26 protein-coding genes are annotated in these 24654 nt (G+C 72.4%); 15 read left to right on the top strand and 11 right to left on the bottom strand.

Annotated elements, in window-relative coordinates; all coding sequences use genetic code 11:
• Positions 1 to 73 precede the first annotated feature (73 nt).
• From ACFWI4_RS00290 to ACFWI4_RS00270, 5 genes are all read right to left on the bottom strand, one after another.
• Complete coding sequence (locus ACFWI4_RS00290) at positions 74 to 751, bottom strand: TetR/AcrR family transcriptional regulator (protein ID WP_387189310.1); 678 nt, start codon at positions 749 to 751, stop codon at positions 74 to 76.
• Between the two features lie 179 nt (positions 752 to 930).
• Positions 931 to 1158: a hypothetical protein gene (locus ACFWI4_RS00285; RefSeq protein ID WP_387189309.1), complete on the bottom strand. Its 228-nt coding sequence runs from the start codon at positions 1156 to 1158 to the stop codon at positions 931 to 933.
• Between the two features lie 186 nt (positions 1159 to 1344).
• Positions 1345 to 2049, bottom strand: a complete 705-nt coding sequence (locus ACFWI4_RS00280) for an HAD family hydrolase (protein ID WP_387189308.1) — start codon at positions 2047 to 2049, stop codon at positions 1345 to 1347.
• A gap of 111 nt (positions 2050 to 2160) precedes the next feature.
• On the bottom strand, positions 2161 to 3096 hold the full coding sequence (locus ACFWI4_RS00275) for a M56 family metallopeptidase (protein ID WP_387189307.1): 936 nt from the start codon (positions 3094 to 3096) through the stop codon (positions 2161 to 2163).
• Between the two features lie 179 nt (positions 3097 to 3275).
• Positions 3276 to 3824 (bottom strand): DUF5134 domain-containing protein, encoded by a 549-nt coding sequence (locus ACFWI4_RS00270; RefSeq protein WP_387189306.1) that lies wholly within the window; start codon positions 3822 to 3824, stop codon positions 3276 to 3278.
• Between the two features lie 231 nt (positions 3825 to 4055).
• On the opposite strand from ACFWI4_RS00270, the gene ACFWI4_RS00265 reads away from it, so the two are divergent.
• The gene (locus ACFWI4_RS00265) at positions 4056 to 5699 is read left to right on the top strand and encodes an FUSC family protein (RefSeq protein WP_387189305.1); all 1644 of its coding nucleotides are present in this window, start codon (positions 4056 to 4058) and stop codon (positions 5697 to 5699) included.
• Between the two features lie 287 nt (positions 5700 to 5986).
• Positions 5987 to 6490 (top strand): MarR family winged helix-turn-helix transcriptional regulator, encoded by a 504-nt coding sequence (locus ACFWI4_RS00260; protein ID WP_387189303.1) that lies wholly within the window; start codon positions 5987 to 5989, stop codon positions 6488 to 6490.
• Between the two features lie 31 nt (positions 6491 to 6521).
• On the opposite strand, the gene ACFWI4_RS00255 is transcribed toward ACFWI4_RS00260, so the two are convergent.
• The gene (locus tag ACFWI4_RS00255) at positions 6522 to 7286 is read right to left on the bottom strand and encodes a VOC family protein (protein ID WP_387189301.1); all 765 of its coding nucleotides are present in this window, start codon (positions 7284 to 7286) and stop codon (positions 6522 to 6524) included.
• Between the two features lie 113 nt (positions 7287 to 7399).
• Positions 7400 to 7786, bottom strand: coding sequence for a VOC family protein (locus ACFWI4_RS00250; protein WP_387189299.1), 387 nt, complete (start codon positions 7784 to 7786; stop codon positions 7400 to 7402).
• A 94-nt stretch (positions 7787 to 7880) separates the two neighbouring features.
• Here ACFWI4_RS00250 and ACFWI4_RS00245 point away from each other — a divergent pair, with 94 nt between their 5' ends.
• A complete protein-coding gene (locus ACFWI4_RS00245) occupies positions 7881 to 8444 on the top strand; it encodes a GNAT family N-acetyltransferase (RefSeq protein WP_387189298.1) in 564 nt (187 codons plus the stop codon).
• A gap of 215 nt (positions 8445 to 8659) precedes the next feature.
• On the opposite strand, the gene ACFWI4_RS00240 is transcribed toward ACFWI4_RS00245, so the two are convergent.
• Positions 8660 to 9343, bottom strand: coding sequence for a glycerophosphodiester phosphodiesterase (locus ACFWI4_RS00240; RefSeq protein ID WP_387189296.1), 684 nt, complete (start codon positions 9341 to 9343; stop codon positions 8660 to 8662).
• A 523-nt stretch (positions 9344 to 9866) separates the two neighbouring features.
• Between ACFWI4_RS00240 and ACFWI4_RS00235 the strand changes: the two genes are divergently transcribed.
• From ACFWI4_RS00235 to ACFWI4_RS00220, 4 genes are all read left to right on the top strand, one after another.
• Positions 9867 to 11264: a DUF6421 family protein gene (locus ACFWI4_RS00235; RefSeq protein ID WP_385395708.1), complete on the top strand. Its 1398-nt coding sequence runs from the start codon at positions 9867 to 9869 to the stop codon at positions 11262 to 11264.
• Positions 11265 to 11305: 41 nt separating this feature from the next.
• A complete protein-coding gene (locus tag ACFWI4_RS00230) occupies positions 11306 to 12061 on the top strand; it encodes an SDR family NAD(P)-dependent oxidoreductase (RefSeq protein WP_387189295.1) in 756 nt (251 codons plus the stop codon).
• Positions 12058 to 13131, top strand: coding sequence for a threonine aldolase family protein (locus ACFWI4_RS00225; protein WP_387189294.1), 1074 nt, complete (start codon positions 12058 to 12060; stop codon positions 13129 to 13131). The genes ACFWI4_RS00230 and ACFWI4_RS00225 overlap by 4 nt, the downstream gene beginning before the upstream one ends.
• Positions 13132 to 13206: 75 nt before the next feature.
• Positions 13207 to 13779 carry a transglutaminase domain-containing protein gene (locus tag ACFWI4_RS00220; protein WP_387189293.1) on the top strand — a complete coding sequence of 191 codons (573 nt, stop codon included), beginning with the start codon at positions 13207 to 13209 and terminating at the stop codon, positions 13777 to 13779.
• 40 nt (positions 13780 to 13819) lie between these two features.
• On the opposite strand, the gene ACFWI4_RS00215 is transcribed toward ACFWI4_RS00220, so the two are convergent.
• Both ACFWI4_RS00215 and ACFWI4_RS00210 read right to left on the bottom strand, forming a co-directional pair.
• Positions 13820 to 14548, bottom strand: a complete 729-nt coding sequence (locus ACFWI4_RS00215) for a lysophospholipid acyltransferase family protein (protein ID WP_385395699.1) — start codon at positions 14546 to 14548, stop codon at positions 13820 to 13822.
• Positions 14549 to 14734: 186 nt separating this feature from the next.
• A complete protein-coding gene (locus tag ACFWI4_RS00210) occupies positions 14735 to 15151 on the bottom strand; it encodes a DUF4395 domain-containing protein (protein ID WP_387189292.1) in 417 nt (138 codons plus the stop codon).
• 75 nt (positions 15152 to 15226) lie between these two features.
• Here ACFWI4_RS00210 and ACFWI4_RS00205 point away from each other — a divergent pair, with 75 nt between their 5' ends.
• The 5 genes from ACFWI4_RS00205 to ACFWI4_RS00185 all read left to right on the top strand — a co-directional run bounded on the left by ACFWI4_RS00205 (position 15227) and on the right by ACFWI4_RS00185 (position 20305).
• A complete protein-coding gene (locus tag ACFWI4_RS00205; protein WP_387189582.1) occupies positions 15227 to 15640 on the top strand; it encodes a TlpA family protein disulfide reductase in 414 nt (137 codons plus the stop codon).
• Positions 15641 to 16141: 501 nt separating this feature from the next.
• Positions 16142 to 16651, top strand: coding sequence for a flavin reductase family protein (locus ACFWI4_RS00200; protein ID WP_385395695.1), 510 nt, complete (start codon positions 16142 to 16144; stop codon positions 16649 to 16651).
• A gap of 231 nt (positions 16652 to 16882) precedes the next feature.
• On the top strand, positions 16883 to 17668 hold the full coding sequence (locus tag ACFWI4_RS00195) for an electron transfer flavoprotein subunit beta/FixA family protein (RefSeq protein ID WP_385395693.1): 786 nt from the start codon (positions 16883 to 16885) through the stop codon (positions 17666 to 17668).
• 99 nt (positions 17669 to 17767) lie between these two features.
• A complete protein-coding gene (locus tag ACFWI4_RS00190) occupies positions 17768 to 18730 on the top strand; it encodes an electron transfer flavoprotein subunit alpha/FixB family protein (protein ID WP_385395691.1) in 963 nt (320 codons plus the stop codon).
• 270 nt (positions 18731 to 19000) lie between these two features.
• Entirely contained in the window at positions 19001 to 20305 is a 1305-nt protein-coding gene (locus tag ACFWI4_RS00185; RefSeq protein WP_387189291.1) for a DUF6986 family protein, read from the top strand.
• Between the two features lie 127 nt (positions 20306 to 20432).
• On the opposite strand, the gene ACFWI4_RS00180 is transcribed toward ACFWI4_RS00185, so the two are convergent.
• Positions 20433 to 21515 carry a LacI family DNA-binding transcriptional regulator gene (locus ACFWI4_RS00180; RefSeq protein ID WP_385395683.1) on the bottom strand — a complete coding sequence of 361 codons (1083 nt, stop codon included), beginning with the start codon at positions 21513 to 21515 and terminating at the stop codon, positions 20433 to 20435.
• Between the two features lie 237 nt (positions 21516 to 21752).
• Here ACFWI4_RS00180 and ACFWI4_RS00175 point away from each other — a divergent pair, with 237 nt between their 5' ends.
• The 3 genes from ACFWI4_RS00175 to ACFWI4_RS00165 all read left to right on the top strand — a co-directional run bounded on the left by ACFWI4_RS00175 (position 21753) and on the right by ACFWI4_RS00165 (position 24420).
• A complete protein-coding gene (locus ACFWI4_RS00175) occupies positions 21753 to 22706 on the top strand; it encodes an ROK family protein (RefSeq protein ID WP_387189580.1) in 954 nt (317 codons plus the stop codon).
• Positions 22707 to 23028: 322 nt separating this feature from the next.
• Positions 23029 to 23226, top strand: coding sequence for a hypothetical protein (locus tag ACFWI4_RS00170; protein ID WP_385395680.1), 198 nt, complete (start codon positions 23029 to 23031; stop codon positions 23224 to 23226).
• A 153-nt stretch (positions 23227 to 23379) separates the two neighbouring features.
• On the top strand, positions 23380 to 24420 hold the full coding sequence (locus ACFWI4_RS00165) for an NUDIX domain-containing protein (RefSeq protein WP_387189578.1): 1041 nt from the start codon (positions 23380 to 23382) through the stop codon (positions 24418 to 24420).
• The last annotated feature ends 234 nt before the right edge of the window (positions 24421 to 24654 follow it).

Raw genomic sequence — 24654 nt, 5'->3', positions numbered from 1 at the left:
GCGCGCGAGCACGGCGCGCGCAGCACGGCGAACGGTCCGGCGGATCTCCGCCCCGACGTCTCTGCGGGGCGGGCTACTTGGGCTGCCCTTCCTCGGGCTCGGGACCGGTCGCGAAGAAGCGGGACAGATCCGTCCCGCCGGGTCCGGCCGGCGCCTCGGTGCCCGGCGGCACTCCCAGCTCCCAGTCCAGCCGGTAGCGCTTGAAGAGTTCGGCCCGCAGCACCGGGACCGTCATCGGCACGCCCGGAACCAGCGCCGAGTAGACCGCGCCCATCAACAGGGCGCGCAGCATCGGGTAGTCGGCCGAGACCTGCTGCGATCCGTACCGGGCGACGGTGTCCCCGAGCAGCTCGGAGAGCCGCACCTGTTCGGGACACTGGACGAAGCCCTCGGCCTGGAGCAGTCCGGCCATGTGCTGCCGCATCAGCACCGGCTGGTCCTGGGTGAGGCCCAAGATCGCGTCGATGGCCCGCGCCATCCGCTCCTGGCCGTCCTCGCTGCGCGGTTCGCGGTCGAGGGCCTCCTCCAGGGTGCGGTGCATCAGCCGGTGGACCGCGGACTGGAGGAGTTGGCGCTTGCCGGGGAAGTAGTACGAGACCAGTCCGCGCGCCGAACCGGCGCGATCCGCGATGTCCCCGAGCGTCGTGGCGTCGTAACCGCGCTCGCTGACCAGCTCGACCGCGGCTTGCAGCAGACGTTCCCGGGAACGTCGCCGCAACTCTTCATTGACCGAGGCGCTTCTCGGGGACATGCTGTAACTCCTGCGTTGACTGGCTGCCAGCCAACTATACTCAACGCGTCCGGATCCAGGCCCTCCGCGGGCCGCTTCTGGGCTGCCCCGACCTGGGGCGACGCGGGGGATCGCCTCAGGTCGGACGCGCGGCGGCGGGCGCCGGGGGAGCGCCGGCCGCGCGGCGGCCGTCGGTGTGTTCACCGGACGTCGATCCGCACCTCACACGTCTCGCCCTGTCGGGGGTGTCGCTGCGCGGCCAGGTAGGCGCGCCGCCAGTTGGTCACCATGTACCAGCCGACCGACAGACTCAGCAGCACGTTGCCGACGAGCGTCTCCCGGTCGTCGCTGCGCACCGTGTTGTGGAGGGCGGTCGCGGTGACGTACGTGAGCAGGCCGGCCAGGAGGATCAAGAGCGCTGTCTTCATGAGGGACCTCGGGAGTGTGGGGCGGGGGCGCCAACGTAGCCACGGATCCCGAATTGCGAGGCGTTTGACCTCTGTTGGCCAAAACTTGACCATGGGGGCCCGGCCCGGACCGGAAGTCACCCTTTCCGTACCGGAATTCCGTGGGCGGGGCGGTCCCGGGGAGTCGAACGGCCGTTTCCGGTTACGTCAGTCCGTGTCCACCAGACCGAGCACCGGCCGCAGTCCGTCCGGGCGGTCGGCCGCCGGCAGATGGTCGACGAAGTGGACCGCGCAACCCAGGGCCGCGGCACCGCCGTCCGCCCCGCGGTCGTCGCCGACCATCAGGGTGTCCCCGGGCGCGATGCCGAGTTCGGCGCAGGCGGTCGCGAAGAGCCGCCGATCCGGCTTCCGGACGCCGTGCTCGTAGGACAGGACGTACGTTCCGACGTACGGGTCGAGGCCGTGTGCGCGGAAGACGGGCCGCAGGTCCCAGCCGATGTTGCTGACCACCCCGACCGCGAGCCCCCGCTCGCGCAGCGCGCCCAGCACCTCGGCGGCGTCGGGGTACGGCGTCCAGGCGGCGGGCCGCATCTGGCGGTCGTAGAGCGCGTCGTGCAGGGCGGGGTCGGGCAGTGACACCTGCCGGGAGAGGCCGGTGAACGCGGCCCGGTGCTGCTCGGCGCTGGTGTCGCGGGCCTCCCACGCGGCGAGGAGGTGATCGGGCACCGGCCGCACCGGCCGGGCTCCGCCCGCGAGCGCGCCCACCGCGCCCAGGGCCCGCGCCTTCCGCACCAACTCCGGCTCCGGGAGCGTGTGACCGCTCTCCGCGAGCACCGCGCGCAGCCACGACTCCGTGTCCTCGACGCGGAAGAGGGTCCCGGAGAAGTCGAACAGCACACCCTTGAAGGTCATACGGGAGATCCTTCGCGGCCGGGTCGCCACCGGTCAAGGCCCCCTGGCCCGATGCACCCGCACGGAGCCGCCGACCTGCGCGGACCGGCCGACGGCCCCGCGTCACCGGGACTATCCGAGCGCGCGCAGACCCGGTACGAACGCGACGAGGACCGGCACCACCGGCACCAGCGCTGCGGCCGCCGTGAGCTGGAGACGACGGGCCGCCGTGAGCCGGTCCCGGGGAGCGAGGAGGCGGTCCACGCGCTGCGGGACATGCGCGCCGGGAGCCTGGCCGGGGCCGAACACGCCCCGGTCCTCGTTGAGTTCGACCAGGGCGAGGGCCACCGTGAGCCGGCCGAACCGGCGCGACGCCACGTCGTCGGCGGCCAGTTCGACCAGCCGGTGCATCTCGTCACGGAAGGCGGCGAACACGGGCACCTGCGGAAACCCGTTGGCCAGCGCGCCCGAACAGTGCAGCAGCCAGTCGTGCCGGGCCCGCGCGTGCCCCTGCTCATGGGCGAGCACGGCGTCCAGCTGCCGTCCTTCGAGCCGGCTCAACGCGGCCGTGGTGACCACCAGCCGGGGAGCGGCGCCGGGCAGCCACCAGGCGTCGGGGCGCTCCCCCTCCAGGACGACGAGACGACCCGATCCGGGTTTCTCGCCGGGCAACAGCGGTGCCCGCGACAGGAGTTCGGACCGGCTCTGCCGATGACGCAGCCGCGCCCGGACGATCTCGCGCGCCAGCATCGCCGCGGTCCAGGCGCCACCGCACGCGAGCAGCACGGCCGTGGCGGCGGCCCAGCGGTCTCCCGCGGTCGACGCGTAGGCGTCGACGACCGGCGCCGGCGCCCCGTCGAAGACATGACCGCGCACCGCCACCCAGGCGGCGGAGGCACTCAGGGTCATCGACAGCACGCAGCACAGCAGGACGGCCGCCACCACGCACTGCCACACCCACAGGGCGACCACGGGTTCCCGGTCCGGCCAGTCCGCCCGTGCGAGCAGTCGTGGAGCGACCACGGACGCCAGCGCGCCGAGCAGCAACAGTGCCGCGGGGACCATCATGGCCGAAGCCTATGAGCGGGGCCCGCCGCTGGATACGGTCAACGACCCCAAGTGACGTACGCCACGGAATCCCGCCGCACCCCGACTCCCTTGCGGCGCAGCCGACTTCGGAGCGTGACGCGCTGTCCTGAGCGCGGCCGCCGCCTCCGGCCCGCACGGCGCGCACGGCGTGCAGGGCGTCAGAGCGTGACCAGCATCGCGAGCATCGCTATCCCCATCGACAGGCGGCAGGCCCGGGAGAGCTCCGGACGGTCGCCCCAGCCGACGGTGCCCGCGGCCGGACCCGGTGTGACGGCCACGGGCAGCAGACGGGCGCCCGACCGAAGGACGTAGCCGGTGAAGTACAGCAGCAGCGTTCCGGTGAGGACGGGGACGCCGGTGCCGCCGTGGACGTGGTGGGCCGGGGCGGCCGTCATCACCGCCGCCATGTAGACCATGGCGAGCGTGCCCATCAGATGGTGCAGATGGTGACCGCCCCCGCGGGCCGCCCACAGCGCACGCAGCGCGGCGACGCCGAAGACGGCCGTGCAGGCGAACCAGGCCCAGCGCGGAGGGGTGACCACGGCCGTCGGCACGGCCATCGCGGCCATTCCGAACCCCATCAGCGCCTCGCCGCCCGCGGTGCGGCGCTGTTCCTCGACCGGGCTGCGCATCCGCAGCAGGCAGTAGGCCCCGGTCGCCGCGCACAGCGCGACGAGCAGCCAGCCGGGTGAAGCCGGTCCGTGCACCGCGTACCTCCCCGTTCGACGACGTCGGACACACGACGCGGGACACGCGGTGCCGGGCAGGAGGTGCGGGGCAGCGGTGCCGGACGTCGCACAGTCGGTCAGGGCATGCCCCGGGCGGCCGGGGCGCATACGAGCGCAGGGATGTACACGGGGAGCGTGCGGGGGTGCACCGCAGGTCGGAGCAGCCCGGGAAAACTGATTTACAGGTAAAACACCTGCTAAGGTTTTGCCATGAGCAGCGCGAACCGCCCTGGCCCCCCGTCCCCACGCCGGCTTCCGCTGGCCGAAGCGCTCCGCCTCGGCAGGCCCTCCGACATCTGGTTCAAGCCCGCCCTGAGCGTCGTCGCCGCCGTCGCCCCGCCGAATCTCACCCTGCTCGCGCTCGGGCGGCTGGATCTGGCGATGTACACCATGGCCGGATCGCTCTGCGCCCTCTACGCCCACAGCCGTCCCTACGCCGCACGCGCCCGGGCCCTCGCCTGGGTGGTGGCCGGGATGCTCGGCGGACTCGGCATCGCACTCGTCACGGCCTCGCTCACCACGAACGCCGTCGTCCTGGTCACGGTCGGCGCCCTGCTGGCCGCCGCCCAGAAGACCTTGTGCGACGCCACGCGGATCGGCCCGCCCGGGCACGTCGTCCTCGCCTTCATCTCCTCGGCGTCCCTGTTCGTGCCGCAGAGCCTCGGGCAGGTGCCGGGCCACCTCGCGCTCGGCGCCGCCGCGGGAGCCTGGGCCTGGATCGTCGGCATGGCCCCCGGGGTCGTCCGCCCGCACGGCCCGGAGCGGCGTGCCACCGCCCACGCGCTCAACGCCGCCGCGGTCTCCGCCGGCGCACCGCAGGACGCCCGTGCCCGCGCCGCCGCGGCCGCCGCCGTGCACACCGCCTGGCAGTCGCTGCTGTCCGCGGGAGCCCGTTCCGCACCCCGGCGCGCCCTCGAACGGCTCGTCGTACGCGCCGAGGTCGCCCTCGCCGCCCCCGCCGGCACCGACCCCGACCGGCTGCGCGCCTGGGCCGCTGAACTGTCCGGCACCGGACCCGTCCCGCACCCGGACGGTCTCGGCGACGCCGCCGACGAACTCCTCGGCGTCGAGGCGGCGCTCGCCTTCGGGGAACCTCCCCTGCTCCGCAGGCTCCGACCGCTCGCCCCCGTCGCCCTGCGCACCGCCCTGGGCTGCGCCCTCGCCGGCTACGTCTCGCTCGCGCTCGGCGTCGGCCGCCCCTCCTGGGCGCTGGTCACCGCCGCCTCCCTCTACCAGGCCAACGTCACCCTGACCTGGAGCCGGGGCGTCCAGCGGGTCACCGGCAACCTCCTCGGCGTGGCCGCCTTCGCCGCCCTCCTCCCGCTCGCCCACGCCGGGCCCGCGGCCCTCGTCCTGTGCTGCCTCGCCCTGAACTTCGGCGCAGAGGCGCTCATCGGCCGCAACTACTGGCTCGGCAGCGTCTGCGTGACCCCCATGGCCCTGCTGATCACCGAGTTCGCGCACGCCCAGCGGCCCGGGGAGCTGATGACCGACCGGATCCTGGACACCCTGGTGGGCGCCCTGGTCGGCTTCGTCGCCGCCGTCGCCGTGACCGACCGGCGGGCCGGCGACCGGGTCGAGGAGGCGCTCGCCGCGGTCGGCCGGGCCCGGGAACAGGCCGCGGGACTGCTCGCCGAGGAGCGGCCCCTGCCCGGCGAACTGGAATCGGCGCGCCGCCGTCTGTCCGGCGCCGTGGTGCACCTGCGCTCCACCGCGGACGCCGCGTCCGGCGAATGGTGGCGGCGCGCCCTGCCGGAGGAGCGGGTGATGCGGGCCGAACAGGCCGGACACCGTACGCTCGCGGCGACGGTACGACGCCAGGGACTGCACTGCTGGGAGGGCGCACAGGCATGACGACAGCGGACGGGAGCAGAACGGCGAACGACCCGCCCTCACGAGACGCCCCGCCCTCACGAGACGCCCCGCCCCCACCCGACGCCCCGCCCCCATCAGACGCCCCACCCTCGCCGGGATCGACCCCGGCCTCCGCCACAGCCCCGGACCGGGCGGCCTCCGCAGCGCCCCCGGACGGGCCGGTCTCCGCGACGACCCCGGACGGGCCGGCCTCCGCAACGGCCCCGGACCGGCCGGCTCCGGCCGCGGGGGCGTCCCCGGCCGCGGGAGCCCCTCGGGACGCCGTCGTGGCCGACACCGTGGCGGGTGTCGTGCGGCAGTGGGAAGCCGTGCGGCCCGATCTCGACACCCACCCGATGGAGGTCATCGGCCGGGTCAACCGCTGCGCCGCGCTCCTCCAGCAGGCCGAGGACGCGCCGCTGCGCCGCGCCGGCCTCACCCGCCCCGAGTTCGACGTCCTCGGAACGCTGCGCCGCACCGGGCACGAGCTGACGCCGAGCGAGATCGCCCGCGAGACCTTCTCCTCAGGCGCCGCCGTCACCAAGCGGCTCAAGCAGCTGAGCGAACGCGGGCTGGTCGAGCGGCGCGGGGACACCCGGGACCGCCGGGTCGCGCACGTCCGGCTGACCGACGCCGGACGCGAACTGGTCGACTCCGTCCTCCCCGATCAACTCGCCTACGAGACGGGCGTCCTGTCCGGCGTCGACCGCGAACGCCAGCGTGAACTGGCCGCACTCCTCGGCGAGTTGCTCGGTCAGCTGGAAGGCAGGCTGGGACTTCCGCGCCCCTGACACCGGCCGGGGAGCGGGCCGTCCGCCCGGATCACCGCTTCTCGCCCTCCGCGTAGATGCCGAAGGCCGCGCCCTGCCGGTCCCGGGCGACGGCCAGCCGCCGGCCGTTCGGCTGCGAGACGGGCTCCATCAGCAGATGGCCGTCCGCCATGAGGACCGCGTTCGCCGTCTCGTCGACGTCCTCGACGGCGAAGTAGGGCAGCCAGTGGGAGGGGACCTCGTGGGCGAAGTCATCGCCCATCGTGATCATGCCGCCGAAGTCGGCGCCGTCCACGCCCCATTGCGGATAGTGCGGCGAGGGCGTCACCGTCCAGCCGAACACCGTCGTGTAGAACTCGGTCACCCGGTCCGGGGCCCTGGTCAGCAGCTCCACCCAGCCGAGCGAGCCCGGCGCGTTGAACAGCCCCGCCCCGGAGAAGGCCCGCGCCTCCCACATCTGGAAGGCTGCACCGCCCGGGTCGAAGGCGACCGCGAAGCGGCCCACGTCGAGCACGTCCATGGGGGCGAGCGCGATGGTCCCCCCGGCGGCCTCCACGGCCGCCGCGGTCGCGTCCGCGTCGGTGACGGCGAACGACACGTTCCACGCGACGGGCTGCGACTCCTGGTACACGGGGGAGATCCCCGCGACGGCCACGTCCCCCAGATGCGCGACGGTGTACCCGCCCGCCTCCGGGCGCGGGTCCGTCTCCGGGCGCCAGCCGAACAGATCGGCGTAGAAGCCCTTCGCACCCTCCAGGTCGTCGGTCCCGAGCTCCGTCCAGCAGGGTCCGCCGGTCACCGGCCTGTCGAGCTTCATGACGCTCCTTCCGCAGCGGTCCCCCCGAGCACGCTAAGCCTGCGGAGGATCACCGGCCATCCGGGCGCGGCTCCGGACGCCGGTCACGGACGGCACGTCCGGCCGCCCGGCCGTCAGGGCCGGTAGCGCAGCGGATGGTCCTCGGGGATCTCGACGATCACGATCTCGGTCCCGTCCGGGTCCGCGATCCACATCTCGATCAGTCCCCACGGCTCCCGCACCGGCCCGCGCACCACCTCGACCCCGGCGGCCACCAGCTCCGCGTGGGCGGCGGCGACGTCCGCGACCTGGAGCCACAGCTTCAGCGCCGGGGACGGCGGGACCTCGGACCGTCCGGCGACCTCAAGGAATCCGCCGCCGAGGAAGTAGACCGTCCCGCGCTCGGGCCCCGTACCGAACTCGCGGTAGACGGCGAGGCCGAGCTGTTCGCCGTAGAAGACGCGCGAGCGCTCCGGGTCGGTGGGACGCAGCAGGGTCCGGCCGCTCAGTACATGCACCATGCACCCGGAGCCTAGCCCGGCCGGCGCTCCCGGTCCGGGGAGGGCGTTACGCTCGGGCGTGCCCAGTCGTGCCACCGATCGGAGAACCGCTCCCATGGAAACCGCAGCCGCCACCGGACTGACCTTCCGCGACGCCGTCGACACCGACGTGGACGCCCTGGTCGCGCTGATCGAGTCGGCGTACCGAGGCGAGTCGAGCCGGGCCGGCTGGACCACGGAGGCGGACATCCTCCAGGGCCGGCGGACCGACCCCGAGGGGGTCCGCGCGGTCGTCGAGGCACCCGACAGCCGGCTCCTGGCCGTCGAGCGGGACGGCGTGCTGGTGGCCTGCTGCCAGCTGGAGCACCGCGGGGACCACGCGTACTTCGGCATGTTCGCGGTCAGCCCCACGCTCCAGGGCGGCGGGCTCGGCAAGGTGATCATCGCCGAGGCGGAGCGGACCGTGCGCGAGGCGTGGGGCGTCACGGAGATGCACATGACGGTGATCTCCGTACGCGAGGACCTCATCGCCTGGTACGAGCGGCGCGGCTACCGCCGTACGGGACGGATGACGCCGTTCCCGTACGGCGATGAGCGCTTCGGCATCCCGCAGCGCGACGACCTGCGCTTCGAACTGCTGGTCAAGCCGCTGGTCCAGGACCTCGCGGACAGCCTCTAGAGGCAGGGGCGTCCCGGACGGCCCTCCGGGCCTGTCCGGGCGCCGCCCCACCGGTCACGCCGGTCGTACGGACTTCACCGGTCACGCCGACCCCACCGGTCATGCGGGCCTCATTGGCCCCACCGGTCACGCCGGTCGTGCCGGCCTCACCGGCCCCGCCGATCCCACCGGTCGTACGGCCTCACCGGCCCCGCCGGTCGCGCCGGTAACACCGGTCACGCCGTGAAGCGGCCCGTGCGCTTGATCTCGGGGTAGTCGGTCGTGGCGCCGTCCAGCTCCAGCGCGCGCACCAGCCGGAGCTGGTCCTGGGTGTTGACCACCCAGCCGATGATCCTCAGGTCGGCCTTGCGGGCCCGTTCCACGACCTCCAGGCTCAGCCTGCGGATGTTGAGGCACACCGTCGCGGCGCCGGCCTCGACGGCGCGGTCCACCACGTCGGTGCCGTAGCGGCTGGCGATCAGAGCCGTACGGACCCCCGGCACCAGCCGGGCGATCTCGGCGACCGCCTCGTCGTGGAACGAGGACACCTCGACCCGCCCGACCAGGTCCTTGCGGTGGATCACCTCGGCCAGCGCCCTGGCCGCGGCGACATCCTTGATCTCGGCCTGCAACGGCGTCCTGACCGCCTCCAGGACCTCCTCGAAGACGGGCACGCGCTCGCCGCGCCCCGCGTCGAGCGTGCGCAGCTCCGCGAGCGTCTTGTCGGCGATCTGCCCCGTGCCGTCGGTCGTACGGTCCACGTCGGCGTCGTGCATGACGACGAGCGCGCCGTCCTTGCTCAGATGCAGATCGAGTTCGATGAGGTCGAGGCCCGCGTTCTGGGCGGCGATGAAGGAACGAAGGGTGTTCTCCGGTTCGACACCCATCACTCCGCGGTGACCGATGGTGAGGAAGTTCAAGATTCGACTCGCTTCCGTCGACGGCGGCTCGGCTCCCGCGTGGATCCGAGGGGGTGCCCACGCGGCAGGCCGCAGCCTAATGGCCTGGCTGTGCTGTGTACCCGTTCCTACGCCGTGCAATGGGAGTGTCGGATTCACACGGCGCGGCGCGGGTGCGGGACCCGCGCGCGGCACCCGCGTGCGCGCACCCGGGGAGAGGCCGCATCATCTCCAGTGTGACGTGGGCCATGCGTATACCGCCGGACCGAGGGAAGCCGCAGGGCGGGGCCGCCGGGATCCGCGGCCCCGGTCCGCCCCGCGCGGTCCCCGGGATCCATGGGGTCCGTGCCCCCGGGGCCTCGCGCGGACGCCCGGGCCGTGAGGAAGGCCTGTGGTGCATGTCATCGCATGGACGGTGTCCGACAGGAAAAAGAGCGGTGAAGGTGGGGGGTGCGCAGGATAATCTCCCGGGTTCCCTCTTGCGTAACGGAACCTCGCATACATACGGTGTCCATACGCGAGGTTTTCCTGTGGAGGATGGGACATGACGGAAGTTCTTGAGAAGGTGGGTTCGGAGGAGCGGGTTCCTCCCGTGGCCAGGGTGGTGGATCACCCGGCATGGCCTGTCCTCAAGGCTGCCGTGGAGGAGATCCGTCCCTGGCAGTCCAAGGACGGCTCCATCGACTTCGCCGCGGACGGCGCCCCCGTGGCCGCCGACGTCGAGGCGGTCGTGCGCCGGGTGGCCGAGGCGATAGACGCGCTCTCCCCGCTGGTGCCCCACGACGCCGCGTACCACGAGGCGCTCGTCAAGGACCTGCGCCGCTGGGCCGACGGCGGCTTCGAGGTGCCCGACTTCCTCGACTCGCTGCTGGCCTTCCAGCCCGCCGCGAACCGCGAGGACGGCCTCCAGCACCTGGTCGTCTTCCCGATGTACACCCAGAACGGCAACCTGGACCGCAACTTCGAGGCGGTCGTGCTGCGCATGGTGTGGCCCGAGTGGCTGGCCGAGCTGGAGCGCACCCGCTACGACAACCCGCTGTTCTGCGGCATCACCTTCGAGGACTTCACCGCCGGGTACGACACCAACTCGGCCGTGCTCTTCCCGGAGACCATCGCCGTGCGCGAGGCGCCGGAACGATTCTCCTGGGGTGGCATCTTCTGTGACCGCGAGGCCGCCCGCTTCCGCGCCGTCACCGAGGCCGCCGTGGACACCCTGGGCCTCGAACTGCCCGAGGACATCGCCGCCATGGTCCACGACCAGGAGCGCTGCGAGAAGGCCTTCGTGCTCTGGGACATGGTCCACGACCGCACCCACAGCCACGGCGACCTGCCGTTCGACCCCTTCATGATCAAGCAGCGCCAGCCGTTCTGGATGTACGGCCTGGAGGAGCTGCGCTGCGACCTCACCGCCTTCAAGGAGGCCGTGAAGCTGGAGGCCGAGGGCAACGTGCACGGGCGCGACGTCCAGTACGCCGTCCTGTTCGACCGGATGTTCCGCTTCCCGCTCTCCGGCGACCGCGTGCGCAACTACGACGGTCTCGGCGGCCAGCTGCTCTTCGCCTACCTGCACAAGCACGACGTCGTCCGCTGGACCGACAACAAGCTGCACATCGACTGGCAGCGCGCCCCGCAGGTCACCAACCAGCTGTGCTCCGAGATCGAGGAGCTCTACCGCGCCGGTATCGACCGCCCCAAGCTGGTCCACTGGTTCAAGGCCTACGAGCTGGTCTCCACCTACCTCGCCCCGCACCCGGGCTCCCGCTGGGCCAAGGGTCCCGACGCCCTGGACCTGTCGCAGCCGCCGCGCAAGCTCGTGGACGACGTGCTTCCGGACGAGTTTCCCCTGAGCATGTTCTATGAGGCGCTCTCCAAGAAGCTGAAGAACGTGATCGCCTCCACCAAGGGCATCACCGCGGCCGGCTCCGAGCGGGTCGCCGCGTGACCGACCGCGGTAGCGAGAACATTGCTCAGGAGGCGAAGACCATGGGGAACGGGGCTCTCAGCGGTGCGGTGATCGCGGTGGCGGGTGCGGGTGGACCCGCCGGCCGTGCGGCACTGCTCCGGCTCGCCGAGGCGGGCGCGACCGTGATCGGCGCGGACAACGACCCGGAGCGCCTGGCGGAGGCCGTCGACGCGGCCCGCTACGCGCACGGCGGCTCCACTGTCGTCGGCGACACCGTCGATCTGCTCGACCTCCAGTCCACCCGGGACTGGGCCGCGCGCATCCAGAAGGACTTCGGCCGGGTGGACGGACTCGTCCACCTCGTCGGGGGCTGGCGCGGCAGCGAGACCTTCACCAAGACGGTCCTCGACGACTGGGACCTGCTCGAACTCCTGCTGATCCGGACGGTGCAGCACACCACGCTCGCCTTCCACGAGGCGCTCCAGGCCAGCGACCGCGGCCGGTACGTCCTGATCAGCGCGGCGGGCGCGAGCAACCCCACCGCCGGCAACGCCGCCTACTCCGCGGCCAAGGCCGCCGCCGAGGCGTGGACCCTGGCCATGGCGGACTTCTTCCGCAAGGCCGGGATCGCCGAGGGCGCCGACGGCGCGACCTCCGCCGCTGCCATCCTGGTGGTGAAGGCGTTGGTGCACGACGCGATGCGCGCCGAGCGGCCGAACGCGAAGTTCGCGGGCTTCACGGACGTCACGGAACTCGCCGAGTCCATCGTCGGCGTCTGGGACCAGCCCGCCGCCGAAGTGAACGGAAAGCGCCTGTGGCTGACCGAGAAGCCGTGAACCCTCCGAAGACCGACGCCCGGCGTCGCCACGACCCGGCCGTCCGCGGTTTCGCCAGCGACAACTACGCGGGGGCCCACCCCGAGGTGCTCGCCGCCCTGGCCCTGGCCAACGGCGGGCACCAGGTCGCGTACGGCGGGGACGACTACACGGACCACCTCCAGCTGATCATCCGCAGTCATTTCGGTGCCGGCGCGGAGGCCTTCCCGGTCTTCAACGGCACCGGGGCGAACGTGGTCGCGCTCCAGGCGGTCACCGACCGCTGGGGCGCGGTGATCTGCGCCGAGAGCGCGCACATCAACGTCGACGAGGGCGGCGCCCCCGAGCGCATGGGCGGCCTCAAGCTGCTCACGGTGCCCACGCCCGACGGCAAGCTCACGCCCGAGCTGATCGACCGGCAGGCGTACGGCTGGGACGACGAGCACCGGGCCATGCCGCAGGTCGTCTCGATCACCCAGAGCACCGAGCTCGGCACGCTCTACACGCCCGCCGAGATCCGCGCGATCTGCGACCACGCCCACGCGCACGGTATGAAGGTGCACCTGGACGGGTCCCGGATATCCAACGCGGCCGCCTCCCTGGACGTCCCGATGCGGACGTTCACCGACGCGGTCGGCGTCGACATCCTGTCGCTGGGCGGCACGAAGAACGGCGCCCTGTTCGGCGAGGCCGTCGTCGTCCTCAACAGGGACGCCGTCAGCCACATGAAGCACCTGCGCAAGCTGTCCATGCAGCTCGCCTCCAAGATGCGCTTCGTGTCCGTGCAGCTGGAGGCGCTGCTCGCCAAGGACCTGTGGCTGCGCAACGCCCGGCACGCCAACGAGATGGCCCAGCGCCTCGCCGAGGGCGTCCGCGCCGTGCACGGGGTGGAGATCCTCCACCCGGTCCAGGCCAACGCGGTCTTCGCCCGGCTCCCGCACGAGGTCACCCTGAGGCTCCAGAAGCGCTACCGCTTCTACTTCTGGGACGAGGCCGCGGGCGACGTCCGCTGGATGTGCGCCTTCGACACGACCGAGGACGACGTCGACGGGTTCGTCGCGGCGCTCAAGGAAGAGATGGCCCAGCAGTAGCACGCAGTGCATAGATATGCGACCGCTCGAAAAGTCATTGACTCTCGGGCGGTCGCATTCCTATGCTCTACGGGCATGGAGCTGATCCAGGAAACCAGCGACCTGTCCGCCTATCTGGCCGCCGACGACGTGGTCGACCATCATCATCCCCTCGTCCGCGAGACGGCGGCACGGCTCGCCAGGGATTCCAGTGACTCGTATGCCTATGCACGTTCGGCGTTCGAGTTCGTGCGGGACACCATCCCCCACTCGGTCGACTCCGGCGATCCCCGGGTCACCTGGCGCGCCTCCGACGTACTGGAGCAGCGCACCGGCATCTGCCACGCCAAGGCGCACGCGCTGGCCGCGCTCCTGCGGGCCGAGGACATCCCCACCGCGTTCTGCTACCAGACGTTCGAGGTGCTGCACGGTCTCGTCGCCGTACGCCTCGACGGCGCCTGGCACCGGCAGGACCCCCGGGGCAACAAGCCGGGGGTGGACGCCCGTTTCTCCCTGGACGGCGAACGGCTGGCCTTCGTGCCCGATCCTGAGCTCGGCGAGCTGGATCACCCCTGGCTGTACGCCGAACCGAACCCGGCCGTCGTCGGCGCCATGAAGGCGGCCCCCGGCTGCGCGTCCCTGCTCCGGACGCTTCCCCTCACGCTGTGACGGCGAGGGGAAGCGACGGGCGCCGCGGGGCGGGAAGGGGTCAGCGGGCCTCGGCCGCGCGCACCTCTTCGGGGGTCGGTGCGGTGCCGCCGAGGTGGGCGGGCATCCACCAGGTGTCGTCCGGCCCCTTGGGGCGTACGGGATAGGAGCGCTGGGCCGATTCGAGCAGCTCCTGGACCCGCTCGCGCAGCCGCCGGGTGATGGCGCCCGCGTACTGGTCCTTAGGGGCCTCCACCGGCTCGCCGACCCGGATGGTGATCGGGGTGTGGCTGCGCTTGAAGTTGCGCGGGTGGCCCTTGGTCCACAGGCGCTGGGTTCCCCACAGCGCCATCGGGATCAGCGGGACGCCGGCCTCCTGGGCCATGCGCGCGGCACCGGACTTGAAGCTCTTCAGCGTGAAGGACTGCGAGATGGTCGCCTCGGGGAAGACGCCGACGATCTCACCGGCACGCAGCGACTCGAGCGCGTGCTGGTAGGCCGTCTCGCCCTGGGCGCGGTCCACCGGGATGTGCTTCATGCCCCGCATCAGCGGACCGGAGATCTTGTGCCGGAAGACCGACTCCTTCGCCATGAAGCGCACCAGGCGCTTCTGCGGCAGGGCGGCCAGACCGTCGAAGATGAAGTCCAGGTAGCTGATGTGATTGCTGACCAGCACGGCGCCGCCCGAGCGCGGAATGTTCTCCGACCCCTTGCAGTCGATCTTGAGGTCCCACGCCTTGAAGAGCGTCTGGGCGAGGCCGACGACGGGACGGTAGACAAGCTCTGCCATGGACGGGGTGGACCCTTCTCTCTGCCTGGGAAGGGGTCTCCCGGCGGGAAAGTTACGCTGCCGTAGGTTTACGGCAATGCGCAGATCGTGCCCGAAGAACGGACGGGTGGCCAGCCCTGGTGCCGTGGAACGGCGAGATCCTCGTCACGTCGCCCACTTGATCCACCTCGGAGTTTTAACTCGCCTTTACTTTGCTCGTACCGTTGCACGCCGCACAACCAGGTACATCTCACACCCGAGGCAGTACCCGAACGCCGCATTGAGAAACGCCGCCGCCAGGGCACACGCGACCGACACCGTCCCCAGCCAGTGCGGACCCGCGGTCCAGCCGATCAGGCCCACCAGCGCGAAGGCGAGTCCGACCGTCTGCGCGAACCGTGGGGGCTCCGGCGCCTCGAACTCCGTAGGCGGGCCGAGCCGCGGACGCACGGCCTTCCTGAAGATCCAGCCGTACGGCGAGTGCGTCACGCCGCCCGCGGCGCCCAGCGCGAACGCCAGGGTCTGCCACGCCAGCAGCCACACGCTCCCGGTGATCAGCGCGACCGCCAGGACGACGGCCGTCACCGCCGCGCCGAACCGCGGGCCTCTTGTGTCGATGTCCATGGTTCAAGCATCGCCTACGCCGGGCACCGCCCGGCCCCGGGAATCTTTGCGGTCTCATGAATGCTTGTGCAGGTGATGAACGGTCTTTTGGTGTGCGTGGCGGTGCTCGCGGTGGCGAGTGTCTACGGAGTGCTGCACCGGTGGCGGAACGGAAGGGTGCGGGTGAGCGGGCGCGACGGCGGGAAACGGCTCGGCGCGGCGGAGCTGGGGGAAGCCCTCGGGCAGCGGGCGACGCTCGTGCAGTTCTCCAGCGCCTTCTGCGCCCCCTGCCGGGCCACCCGGCGGGTACTGGGCGAGGTGGCGGGCATGGTCCCGGGCGTGTCCCACGTGGAGATCGACGCCGAGGACCACCTGGACCTCGTACGCGATCTCGGCATCCTCAAGACGCCCACGGTGCTGGTGCTCGACGCCGGCGGGCGGATCGTGCGGCGCGCGACGGGCCAGCCGCGCAAGGCGGACGTCATCGCGGCGCTCGGCGAAGCGGTCTGACGCGCGGCGGCGAAGTGGTCCGGCGTGCACGGGAGGCCGCCTGCCGCCCGGCCGGTGGCCGGCGAGTCGTCGGGTGTGTGCTCGGGGGGACGGCCTGTCGGGTGTCTGTGTCCGGGGGGCCGCCCGCCGGGCGCGTGTGCTCGGGGGACGACCTGCCGGGCGTGTGTGCGTGGGGGACCGCCCGCCGGGTCCGTGCTCGGGAGATCGCCCGCCCGGCGGCCCGGAAGCTTCCCGCCCGTCGGCCGGCGAGGCCGTCCGGCCGGTGGCGATCATGGTGAGGCATCTCCCACATGCCCGTACGCCCTTGACTGCGCCCGTCGCCTCTCGTCAGCCTGACCGTATGTCATCGCACCGCCTTCTCCCCGAGCTCGCCGACACGGACCCGCCCCGCACCGCGGGCGCGCGTGGTCCGGGCTGTTGACCGGCCAAGGACCGTCTCACGCCCCCGGTTCCGCCCGCGCGGCCGGAACCCCCTGCCGGCTCTCGCAGAAGGACAGCTCCATGACGGCCACACCCGGCCTCGGCACCCCGCGCCCCGCCTCACCCGATCTGCTGCGTTCCGTGTTCAGGCGGCACGCGGCCGGTGTGGCCGTGATCACCGCCTCGGGCGACCGCGGCCCCGTCGGCTTCACGGCCACCTCGCTCACCTCGGTCTCCGCCGAGCCCCCCGTCGTCTCGTTCGGCATCGGCACCGGCGGCTCCAGCTGGCCCGCGATATCCGAGGCCGGCCATGTCGGCGTCCATGTGCTCGGCGAGCACCAGCGGGAGCTGGCCGCCACCTTCGCCCGCAGCGGCGCCGACCGGTTCGGGGCGCCCACCCGTTGGCGTAAGGGCCCCGAGGAAGTTCCCGTGCTCGACGACGTCCTCGCCTGGCTGGTGTGCCGTGTCGTGGCGCGGGTGCCCGCGGGCGACCACCGCATCGTCCTGGCGGAGGTCGTGCAGGGCGACCACTCGGGCGCGGGCGGCCCCCTCCTGTACCACCAGGGCCGGTTCAACGCTCTGCGCGACTGAACCCGCAGGCCGGGGGCAACAGGATTGCTACTCGCCGGTTCTACCCACCGGTTACACAGCGTTGCGAAGGTCACAGTCCAAAGCGCTTGCTTAGTGTGCGTCGACTGGGTGTACTGGTGAGTAATATTTCGTTCGGAGCGCGGGCCGCCCCGACCGGGATCGGCCGCTTCAGGCGCCTATGCTGCCTGAAAGAAGGCAGCCCAGAAATGACGATGCAGTAGGAGAGCCGGCGTGAGCTTGAGGATCGTTGTCACTGTGAAGTACGTGCCCGACGCCACTGGCGACCGGCACTTCGCCGATGACCTGACCGTCGACCGTGACGACGTGGACGGCCTGCTGTCCGAGCTCGACGAGTACGCCGTCGAGCAGGCGCTGCAGATCGCCGAGGACGCGGACGACGCCGAGATCACCGTGCTGACCGTCGGTCCCGAGGACGCCAAGGACGCGCTGCGCAAGGCGCTGTCCATGGGTGCCGACAAGGCCATCCACGTCGAGGACGACGACCTGCACGGCACCGACGCCATCGGCACCTCGCTGGTGCTGGCCAAGGCGATCGAGAAGGCCGGCTTCGACCTGGTCGTCTCCGGCATGGCCTCCACCGACGGCACCGCGGGCATCGTCCCGGCGCTGCTGGCCGAGCGCCTCGGTGTCCCGCAGGTCACCCTGCTCTCCGAGGTCTCCGTCGAGGACGGCGTGGTCAAGGGCCGCCGCGACGGCGACAGCGCCTCCGAGCAGCTGGAGGCCTCCCTCCCCGCGGTCGTGTCCGTGACCGACCAGTCGGGCGAGGCGCGTTACCCCTCCTTCAAGGGCATCATGGCGGCCAAGAAGAAGCCGGTGCAGTCCTGGGACCTGTCCGACCTCGACATCGAGGCGGACGAGGTCGGTCTCGAGGGTTCCTGGACCAAGGTCGACGCCGCGACCGAGCGTCCGGCGCGCACCGCCGGAACGATCGTCAAGGACGAGGGCGAGGGCGGCAAGCAGCTCGCCGAGTTCCTCGCGGGCCAGAAGTTCATCTAGTCGCCGAGGGTCCGGGGCGCGCCCCCGGACCGTCTCCGCGGCCAAGGTCCACCCCGCTTACCGCCCCTCAGACTTCGCAATCCGCAGGAGAGCATTCCCATGGCTGAAGTTCTCGTCTACGTCGACCACGTGGACGGTGCCGTCCGCAAGCCCACCCTCGAACTGCTGACGCTGGCCCGCCGCATCGGCGAGCCCGTCGCCGTCGCCCTCGGCTCCGGTGCCGAGAACACCGCCGCCGCGCTCGCCGAGCACGGCGCGGTCAAGGTCCTCACGCACGACGCCGCCGAGTACGCCGACTACCTGGTCGTGCCGAAGGTGGACGCGCTCCAGGCCGCGTACGAGGCCGTCTCCCCGGCCGCCGTGCTCGTCCCGTCCTCCGCCGAGGGCAAGGAGATCGCGGCCCGCCTCGCGGTCCGCATCGGCTCGGGCATCATCACCGACGCCACCGACCTGGAGGCCGGTGACGAGGGTCCGGTGGCCACGCAGTCCGCGTTCGCCGCCTCCTTCACCACCAAGTCCCGTGTCGCCAAGGGCACCCCGGTCATCACGGTCAAGCCGAACTCGGCCGCCGTGGAGGCCGCCCCGGCCGCCGGCGCCGTCGAGGCCCTCGCGGTCACCTTCTCCGACAAGGCCACCGGCACCAAGGTCACCGCGCGCACCCCGCGCGAGTCGACCGGCCGCCCGGAGCTGACCGAGGCCGCGATCGTGGTCTCCGGCGGCCGTGGCGTCAACGGCGCCGAGAACTTCTCGATCATCGAGAACCTCGCCGACTCGCTCGGTGCCGCCGTGGGCGCCTCGCGCGCCGCGGTCGACGCCGGCTGGTACCCGCACACCAACCAGGTCGGCCAGACCGGCAAGTCGGTCTCGCCGCAGCTCTACATCGCCTCCGGCATCTCCGGTGCCATCCAGCACCGCGCCGGAATGCAGACCTCGAAGACGATCGTCGCGATCAACAAGGACGCCGAGGCGCCCATCTTCGACCTGGTCGACTACGGAGTGGTCGGCGACCTCTTCGACGTGGTCCCGCAGCTCACCGAGGAGATCAAGGCCCGCAAGGGCTGATCACCCCAGTGCCGTACGAGGCCCCCGCGACCGGAACAGGTCGCGGGGGCCTTCGTTCGTCCCAGGGTCGGTGACGCCGTACGGGCGGACGGTCGCCCGGGAACCGGCCGTGCAGCGGGAGCGTGTCGACCGACGCCCGGTGCACCTCGACACCCGGCCCGGGCGCGCAGTGTCCCGTGGTCCACGGGGTGTTGACCCGTGGGAAGCTCGCCGGATAACTTCATTCAACAGATTGTTGATTCCGTACTGCGGAAAACCGGAGGATGCAGAATGGGTCAGGGTCAGCAGGAGAAGGTGGCGACGAGCCTGCCGGGCGCCGTCACCGAAACGGTCGGCGCCTTCCTCGCCCCCGTCGACGCCGAACTGGAGCGCCGCTACCCAGGAGACCCCGGGACCCGCCAGCCCGTCCACACCGTGTACGTCCCCGCGGACACGTTCGCCGCCGGAACCGTCCGCGCCTGGGGCGACCGCGCCCTCGCCGCCCTCGACGAACACGCCCCCGACGCCGCCTCCTTCGCCGCCGTCCTCGGCCTGGCCGACGACCTCGCCGGGCCCGTGTACGACCGCGTCCGCGCCAAGCTGGAACGCGAACCCGTCGAGGACCTGCGCGTCGACTTCGAGGACGGCTACGGCCCGCGCCCCGACGCCGAGGAGGACGAGGCGGCGGCCCGCGCGGCCCGCCTGATCGCCGAGGCGTACGCCGACGGCACCGCGGCCCCGTACATGGGCATCCGCATGAAATGCCTGGAGGCACCGGTCCGCGACCGGGGCATCCGCACCCTCGACGTCTTCCTGACCGGCCTGATGGAGGCGGGCGGCCTGCCGGACGGCCTCGTCCTCACCCTGCCCAAGGTCACCTACGCCGAACAGGTCACCGCGATGGTCCGCCTCCTGGAGGAGTTCGAGAAGGCCCGCGGCCTGGAGCCCGGCCGCCTCGGCTTCGAGATCCAGATCGAGACCAGCCAGGCCGTCCTCGCCGCCGACGGCACGGCCACCGTCGCCCGGATGATCCAGGCCGCCGAGGGCCGCGCCACCGGACTGCACTACGGCACCTTCGACTACAGCGCCTGCCTCGGCGTCTCCGCCGCCCACCAGTCCAGCGACCACCCGGCCGCCGACCACGCCAAGGCCGTCATGCAGGTCGCCGCCGCCGGCACCGGCGTCCGCCTGTCCGACGGCTCCACCAACGTCCTCCCCGTCGGCCCCACCGAGAAGGTCCACGACGCCTGGCGCCTGCACTACGGCCTCACCCGCCGCGCCCTGGCCCGCGCCTACTACCAGGGCTGGGACATGCACCCCGCCCACATCCCCACCCGCTACGCCGCCGTCTTCGCCTTCTACCGCGAGGGCTACGAACAGGCCGCGGCCCGCCTCTCCCGCTACGCGGGCCACGCCCCCGGCGACGTCCTGGACGAACCCGCCACGGCCAAGGCCCTCAGCGGCTACCTCCTGCGCGGCCTGGACTGCGGCGCCCTGGACACCGCGGAGGTCTCCCGCACCTCGGGCCTGACCCGCCACGAACTGGAAACCTTCGCGAGACCGCGCCGGGGGGATCTGACGGGGTCGGGGCGGTAGCACGCGGTCCGGGCCGCGGCCCTTCACATCCTGGTGACGCCTGTGCGCCTTCGGGGTCTCGGAGGCGCCGAGGCCCTGGCGGGGCGGCCGGGCGTCCCGAGCCGACGCGGGCCGGTGCGGCCGTGGCTCACTCCGCCGGCGGCAGTTCTCCGGAGCCCCGGGTGATCAGGCGGGTCGGGAGTTCGATGCGTTCGGGGGCGATGAGGTTGCCGTCGAGCTGGTTGAAGAGGCGTTCCGCGGCGGTGCGGCCCAGGGCGGCGGCGTCCTGGGCGACCACGGTGACTCCCGGCTCCAGCAGGTCGGCCAGCTCGAAGTCGTCGAAGCCGACCAGGGCGACGGCGCGGCCGCACTCGGCGATCACGCGGACGACGGTCACGGTGACGCGGTTGTTGCCCGCGAACACCGCCGTCACGGGCGAGGGCCCGGAGAGCATCGCCTCGGCCGCCTTGCGCACCCGCTGCGGATCGGTGACCCCGAGGGACATCCAGCCGTCCTCGACCGGTATCCCCGCGTCCTCCATGGCGGCCCGGTAACCGCGCAGCCGCTCGGCCGAGGTGTGGATGCGCGGCATGTCGCCGATGAAACCGATCCGGCGGTGGCCGTGGGCGATCAGATGGGCCACACCGTCCCGGGCGCCGCCGAAACTGTCCGACAGGACGACGTCGGCGTCGATCCGCCCGGCCGGACGGTCCACGAACACGGTGGCGACGCCCGCCTTGATCTCCGGCTCCAGATAGCGGTGGTCGTCGCCCGCCGGGATCACGACCAGCCCGTCCACGCGGCGCGCGCACAGAGCGAGGACCAGTTCCTGCTCGCGGTCCGGGTCCTCCGCGCTGGAACCGTTGATCAGCAGCGCCCCGTGCGCCCGCGCCACTTCCTCGACCGCGCGGCTCAGCGGCCCGTAGAACGGGTCCGCGAGATCCTCCAGGACCAGCCCGATGCTCGCGGTACGGCCCTTGCGCAGCACCCGGGCACTGTCGTTGCGGCGGAAGCCCAGCGCCTCGATGGCCTCCTGGACCCGCCGCTCGGTGTCGGGAGTGACCCCCGGCTCGCTGTTGACCACACGGGAGACCGTCTTGAGACCGACTCCCGCACGCGCCGCGACGTCCTTCATGGTCGGACGGTTTCCGTAGCGGTTGTCGGATCGGCGGGCGGTCTCGGCCACGATGTGCTGTCCTGTCCTGTCGTCCACGGTGATGCGTAGGTCCATGGGGTTGTATGAGGATGTGGCGTCGAGCATAGAGCCTGGACAACGTTGTCAGATGCGGGAGACACTGTCCACCGCAATCTCCGGCCTGCGCCTTCCCCAGGGCGCACGGTCCCGGTGGTCCGTCGGCGTACTCCGCGCGGCGTACGACGGGGCCCGCTCCTGCCCGTTCCCGGCCGGAGGAGCCGGACCCGCGGCGCTGCCGGCCCGTCACGACACCCCATGGGAGACCTGACTCTGATGCACACCGACCTAGTGGCCGCGCTCGACATCGGCGGCACCAAGATCGCCGGAGCGCTGGTGGACGGCCACGGCCGGATTCTCCTGCGCGCGCAGCGTCCGACGCCCGCCCAGGAGGACGGCGGCACCGTGATGCGCGCCGTCGAGGACGTCATCGGTGAGCTCACTGTCTCCCCGCTGTGGAGCAGGGCCGGAGCCCTGGGGATCGGCAGCGCAGGTCCGGTGGACGCCTCCGCCGGCACGGTGAGCCCGGTGAACGTCCCCGGCTGGCGGGGCTACCCGCTGGTCGAGCGGGTCTCCGCCGCCGCCGGTGGTCTGCCCGTCGAGCTGATCGGCGACGGCGTGGCCATCACCGCCGCCGAACACTGGCAGGGCGCCGCCCGCGGCCACGACAACGCGCTCTGCATGGTGGTGTCCACCGGCGTCGGCGGCGGACTCGTCCTGAACGGACAGCTGCACGCGGGCCCCACCGGAAACGCCGGCCACATCGGGCACATCAGCGTCGACCTGGACGGCGACCTCTGCCCCTGCGGCTCCCGCGGCTGTGTCGAGCGCATCGCCAGCGGACCGAACATCGCCCGCCGCGCGCTGGAGGCGGGCTGGCTCCCCGGCCCCGACGGCGACACCTCCGCCGCGGCGGTCGCCGAGGCCGCCCGCGCCGGTGACCCGGTCGCCGTCGCCTCCTTCGAGCGAGCCGCGCAGGCCCTCGCGGCGGGCATCGCCGCGACCGCGACCCTGGTCGAGATCGACATCGCCGTGATCGGCGGGGGAGTGGCCAAGGCGGGCGACGTCCTCTTCGCGCCGCTGCGCCGGGCGCTGGCCGACTACGCCACGCTCTCCTTCGTCCAGCGGCTGACCGTGACGCCGGCCCTGATGGGCACCGACGCCGGGCTGGTGGGCGCGGCCGCGGCCGCACTGACCCGGAGGTCGCAGGCGGCTGGGGCTCGGGTCTGAGCGTGAAGTGTTGGGGGCTGAGGGCTGAGGCTGAGGACTGCGGGTTGAGGGCTGAGGGCTGGGGCTGCGGGTCGGCGGCTGGGCGTTCGAGGTCGGAGATCTGACGCCTGGTGTCGGATGCCGAACGTGGGGCGCCTGCGCGGCCGCGTGACGTCCGGTGCGGGGCGTCCTTCACTTTGCCGGACGGAGCCATCGGTCGGAGATGTCGGTTGGGGGCGTCGGACGGAGACGTCTGACGGAGCGGGGACACCGGGCGGCGATATCGGGATGAACGTGTCCGCCGCACCCGTGACCCCGTCCGGGCTTCGTAGTTGAACCGGGCATGAAGAAGCGCAGCATGCTCGCCATCGCCTCCCTCGCCACCGGGTTCGTCGTCGCGGCGATCACCCCGTCCCACGCCCTGAGCGGGGACACCCTGAACGACCTGAACGTCAACGACACGCTCAGCAAGGTCGATCACACCGTCGGCACCGACAACCTGGCGGTCGACGAGGGCGCCCTCGGCGGCCAGAACAGCTGAAGGACCGCCGCGCCGCGCCGGTGTCCCCGCCCCGGGACACCGGCGCCGCCGTGTCCGGACCCTCGTGGCCGCCGGGACCGCGCCCTCATCAGCGGCTGGTTTCCGTGGCAGGGTGGAGCGGGCAAGCCTCAGGGGGCCAACAGAAGAGGGGGAATCGTGATCCTCTGGATCAACGGTGCGTTCGGTGCGGGGAAGACCACCACCGCACGGGAACTGATCGACCTGATCCCGAACAGCACGCTCTTCGACCCCGAGATCATCGGGGGCACACTCACGCAACTGCTGCCGGCCAAGCACCTCGCCGAGGTCGGCGACTTCCAGGATCTGCCGATCTGGCGCCGGCTCGTGGTCGACACCGCGGCCGCCATGCTCGCCGAGCTCGGCGGGGTCCTCGTCGTCCCCATGACCCTGCTGCGGCAGGAGTACCGCGACGAGATCTTCGGCGGGCTCGCGGCGCGCCGGATCCCCGTACGCCATGTCCTCCTCGCCCCGGCGGAAACGATCCTGCGGGAGCGAATAGCCAGACGGGAGGTGCCCCCGGACCTGCCCGACGGCGAGATGCGGGTGCGCCAGTGGTCCTACGACCACATCGAGCCGTACCGCGCCGCGCTCCCCTGGCTGGTCTCGGACGCCCACCCCGTGGACACCGGCGCGCTCACACCGTACGAAGCCGCACTGCGCGTCGCCGAGGCCGTACGCACGGGGGAGGCGCCCGTGTGCGACATCGTGCAGACTCCCGAACCCACCGCGGAGACCGTCGCCTCCGGAGTGCTCCTCTTCGACGAGAACGACCGGGTCCTGCTCGTCGACCCCACGTACAAGGCGGGCTGGGAGTTCCCCGGCGGGGTCGTGGAGGCCGGCGAGGCCCCCGCCCGCGCCGGGATGCGCGAGGTCACCGAGGAGACCGGCATCACCCTCGACGAGGTTCCCTCGCTCCTCGTCGTCGACTGGGAGACGCCCGCACCGCCCGGATACGGCGGACTGCGGCTCCTCTTCGACGGCGGCCGCCTCGACGAACAGGCCGTCAGCGGGCTCCTGCTCCCGGGGCCGGAACTGCGCGGCTGGCGCTTCGTCACCGAGCAGGAGGCGGCGGACCTGCTCCCGCCCGTGCGCTACGAACGGCTCCGCTGGGCCTTGCGGGCCCGCGAGCGCGGGGCGGCGCTGTACCTGGAGGCCGGAGTGCCGCTCGGCTGACACCGCCCCTGCGCGTACTTTGTTCGGCCGCCCGGTACGGACCTGCGGCGGCTGCCCGGTGCGGACCCGCGCGCCGTGCCCGTACGGACCCCGTCGCGTGCCCGTAGGGACCCCGTCGGCCGCTCTGTACGGCCCCCGTGGCTCGATGACGGCGGGGGATTCCCGCCGCCCCTGAACCACGGGCCACGGGACAACCACCGGCCATGCCCATGAACGACCGGCATGCCCGGGGAA

The organism is Streptomyces sp. NPDC127038 (assembly GCF_042725875.1).
Taxonomy (GTDB): domain Bacteria; phylum Actinomycetota; class Actinomycetes; order Streptomycetales; family Streptomycetaceae; genus Streptomyces.
The sequence above is the reverse complement of the archived record's forward strand: the minus strand, read 5'-3'. Positions and strand labels throughout refer to the sequence as shown.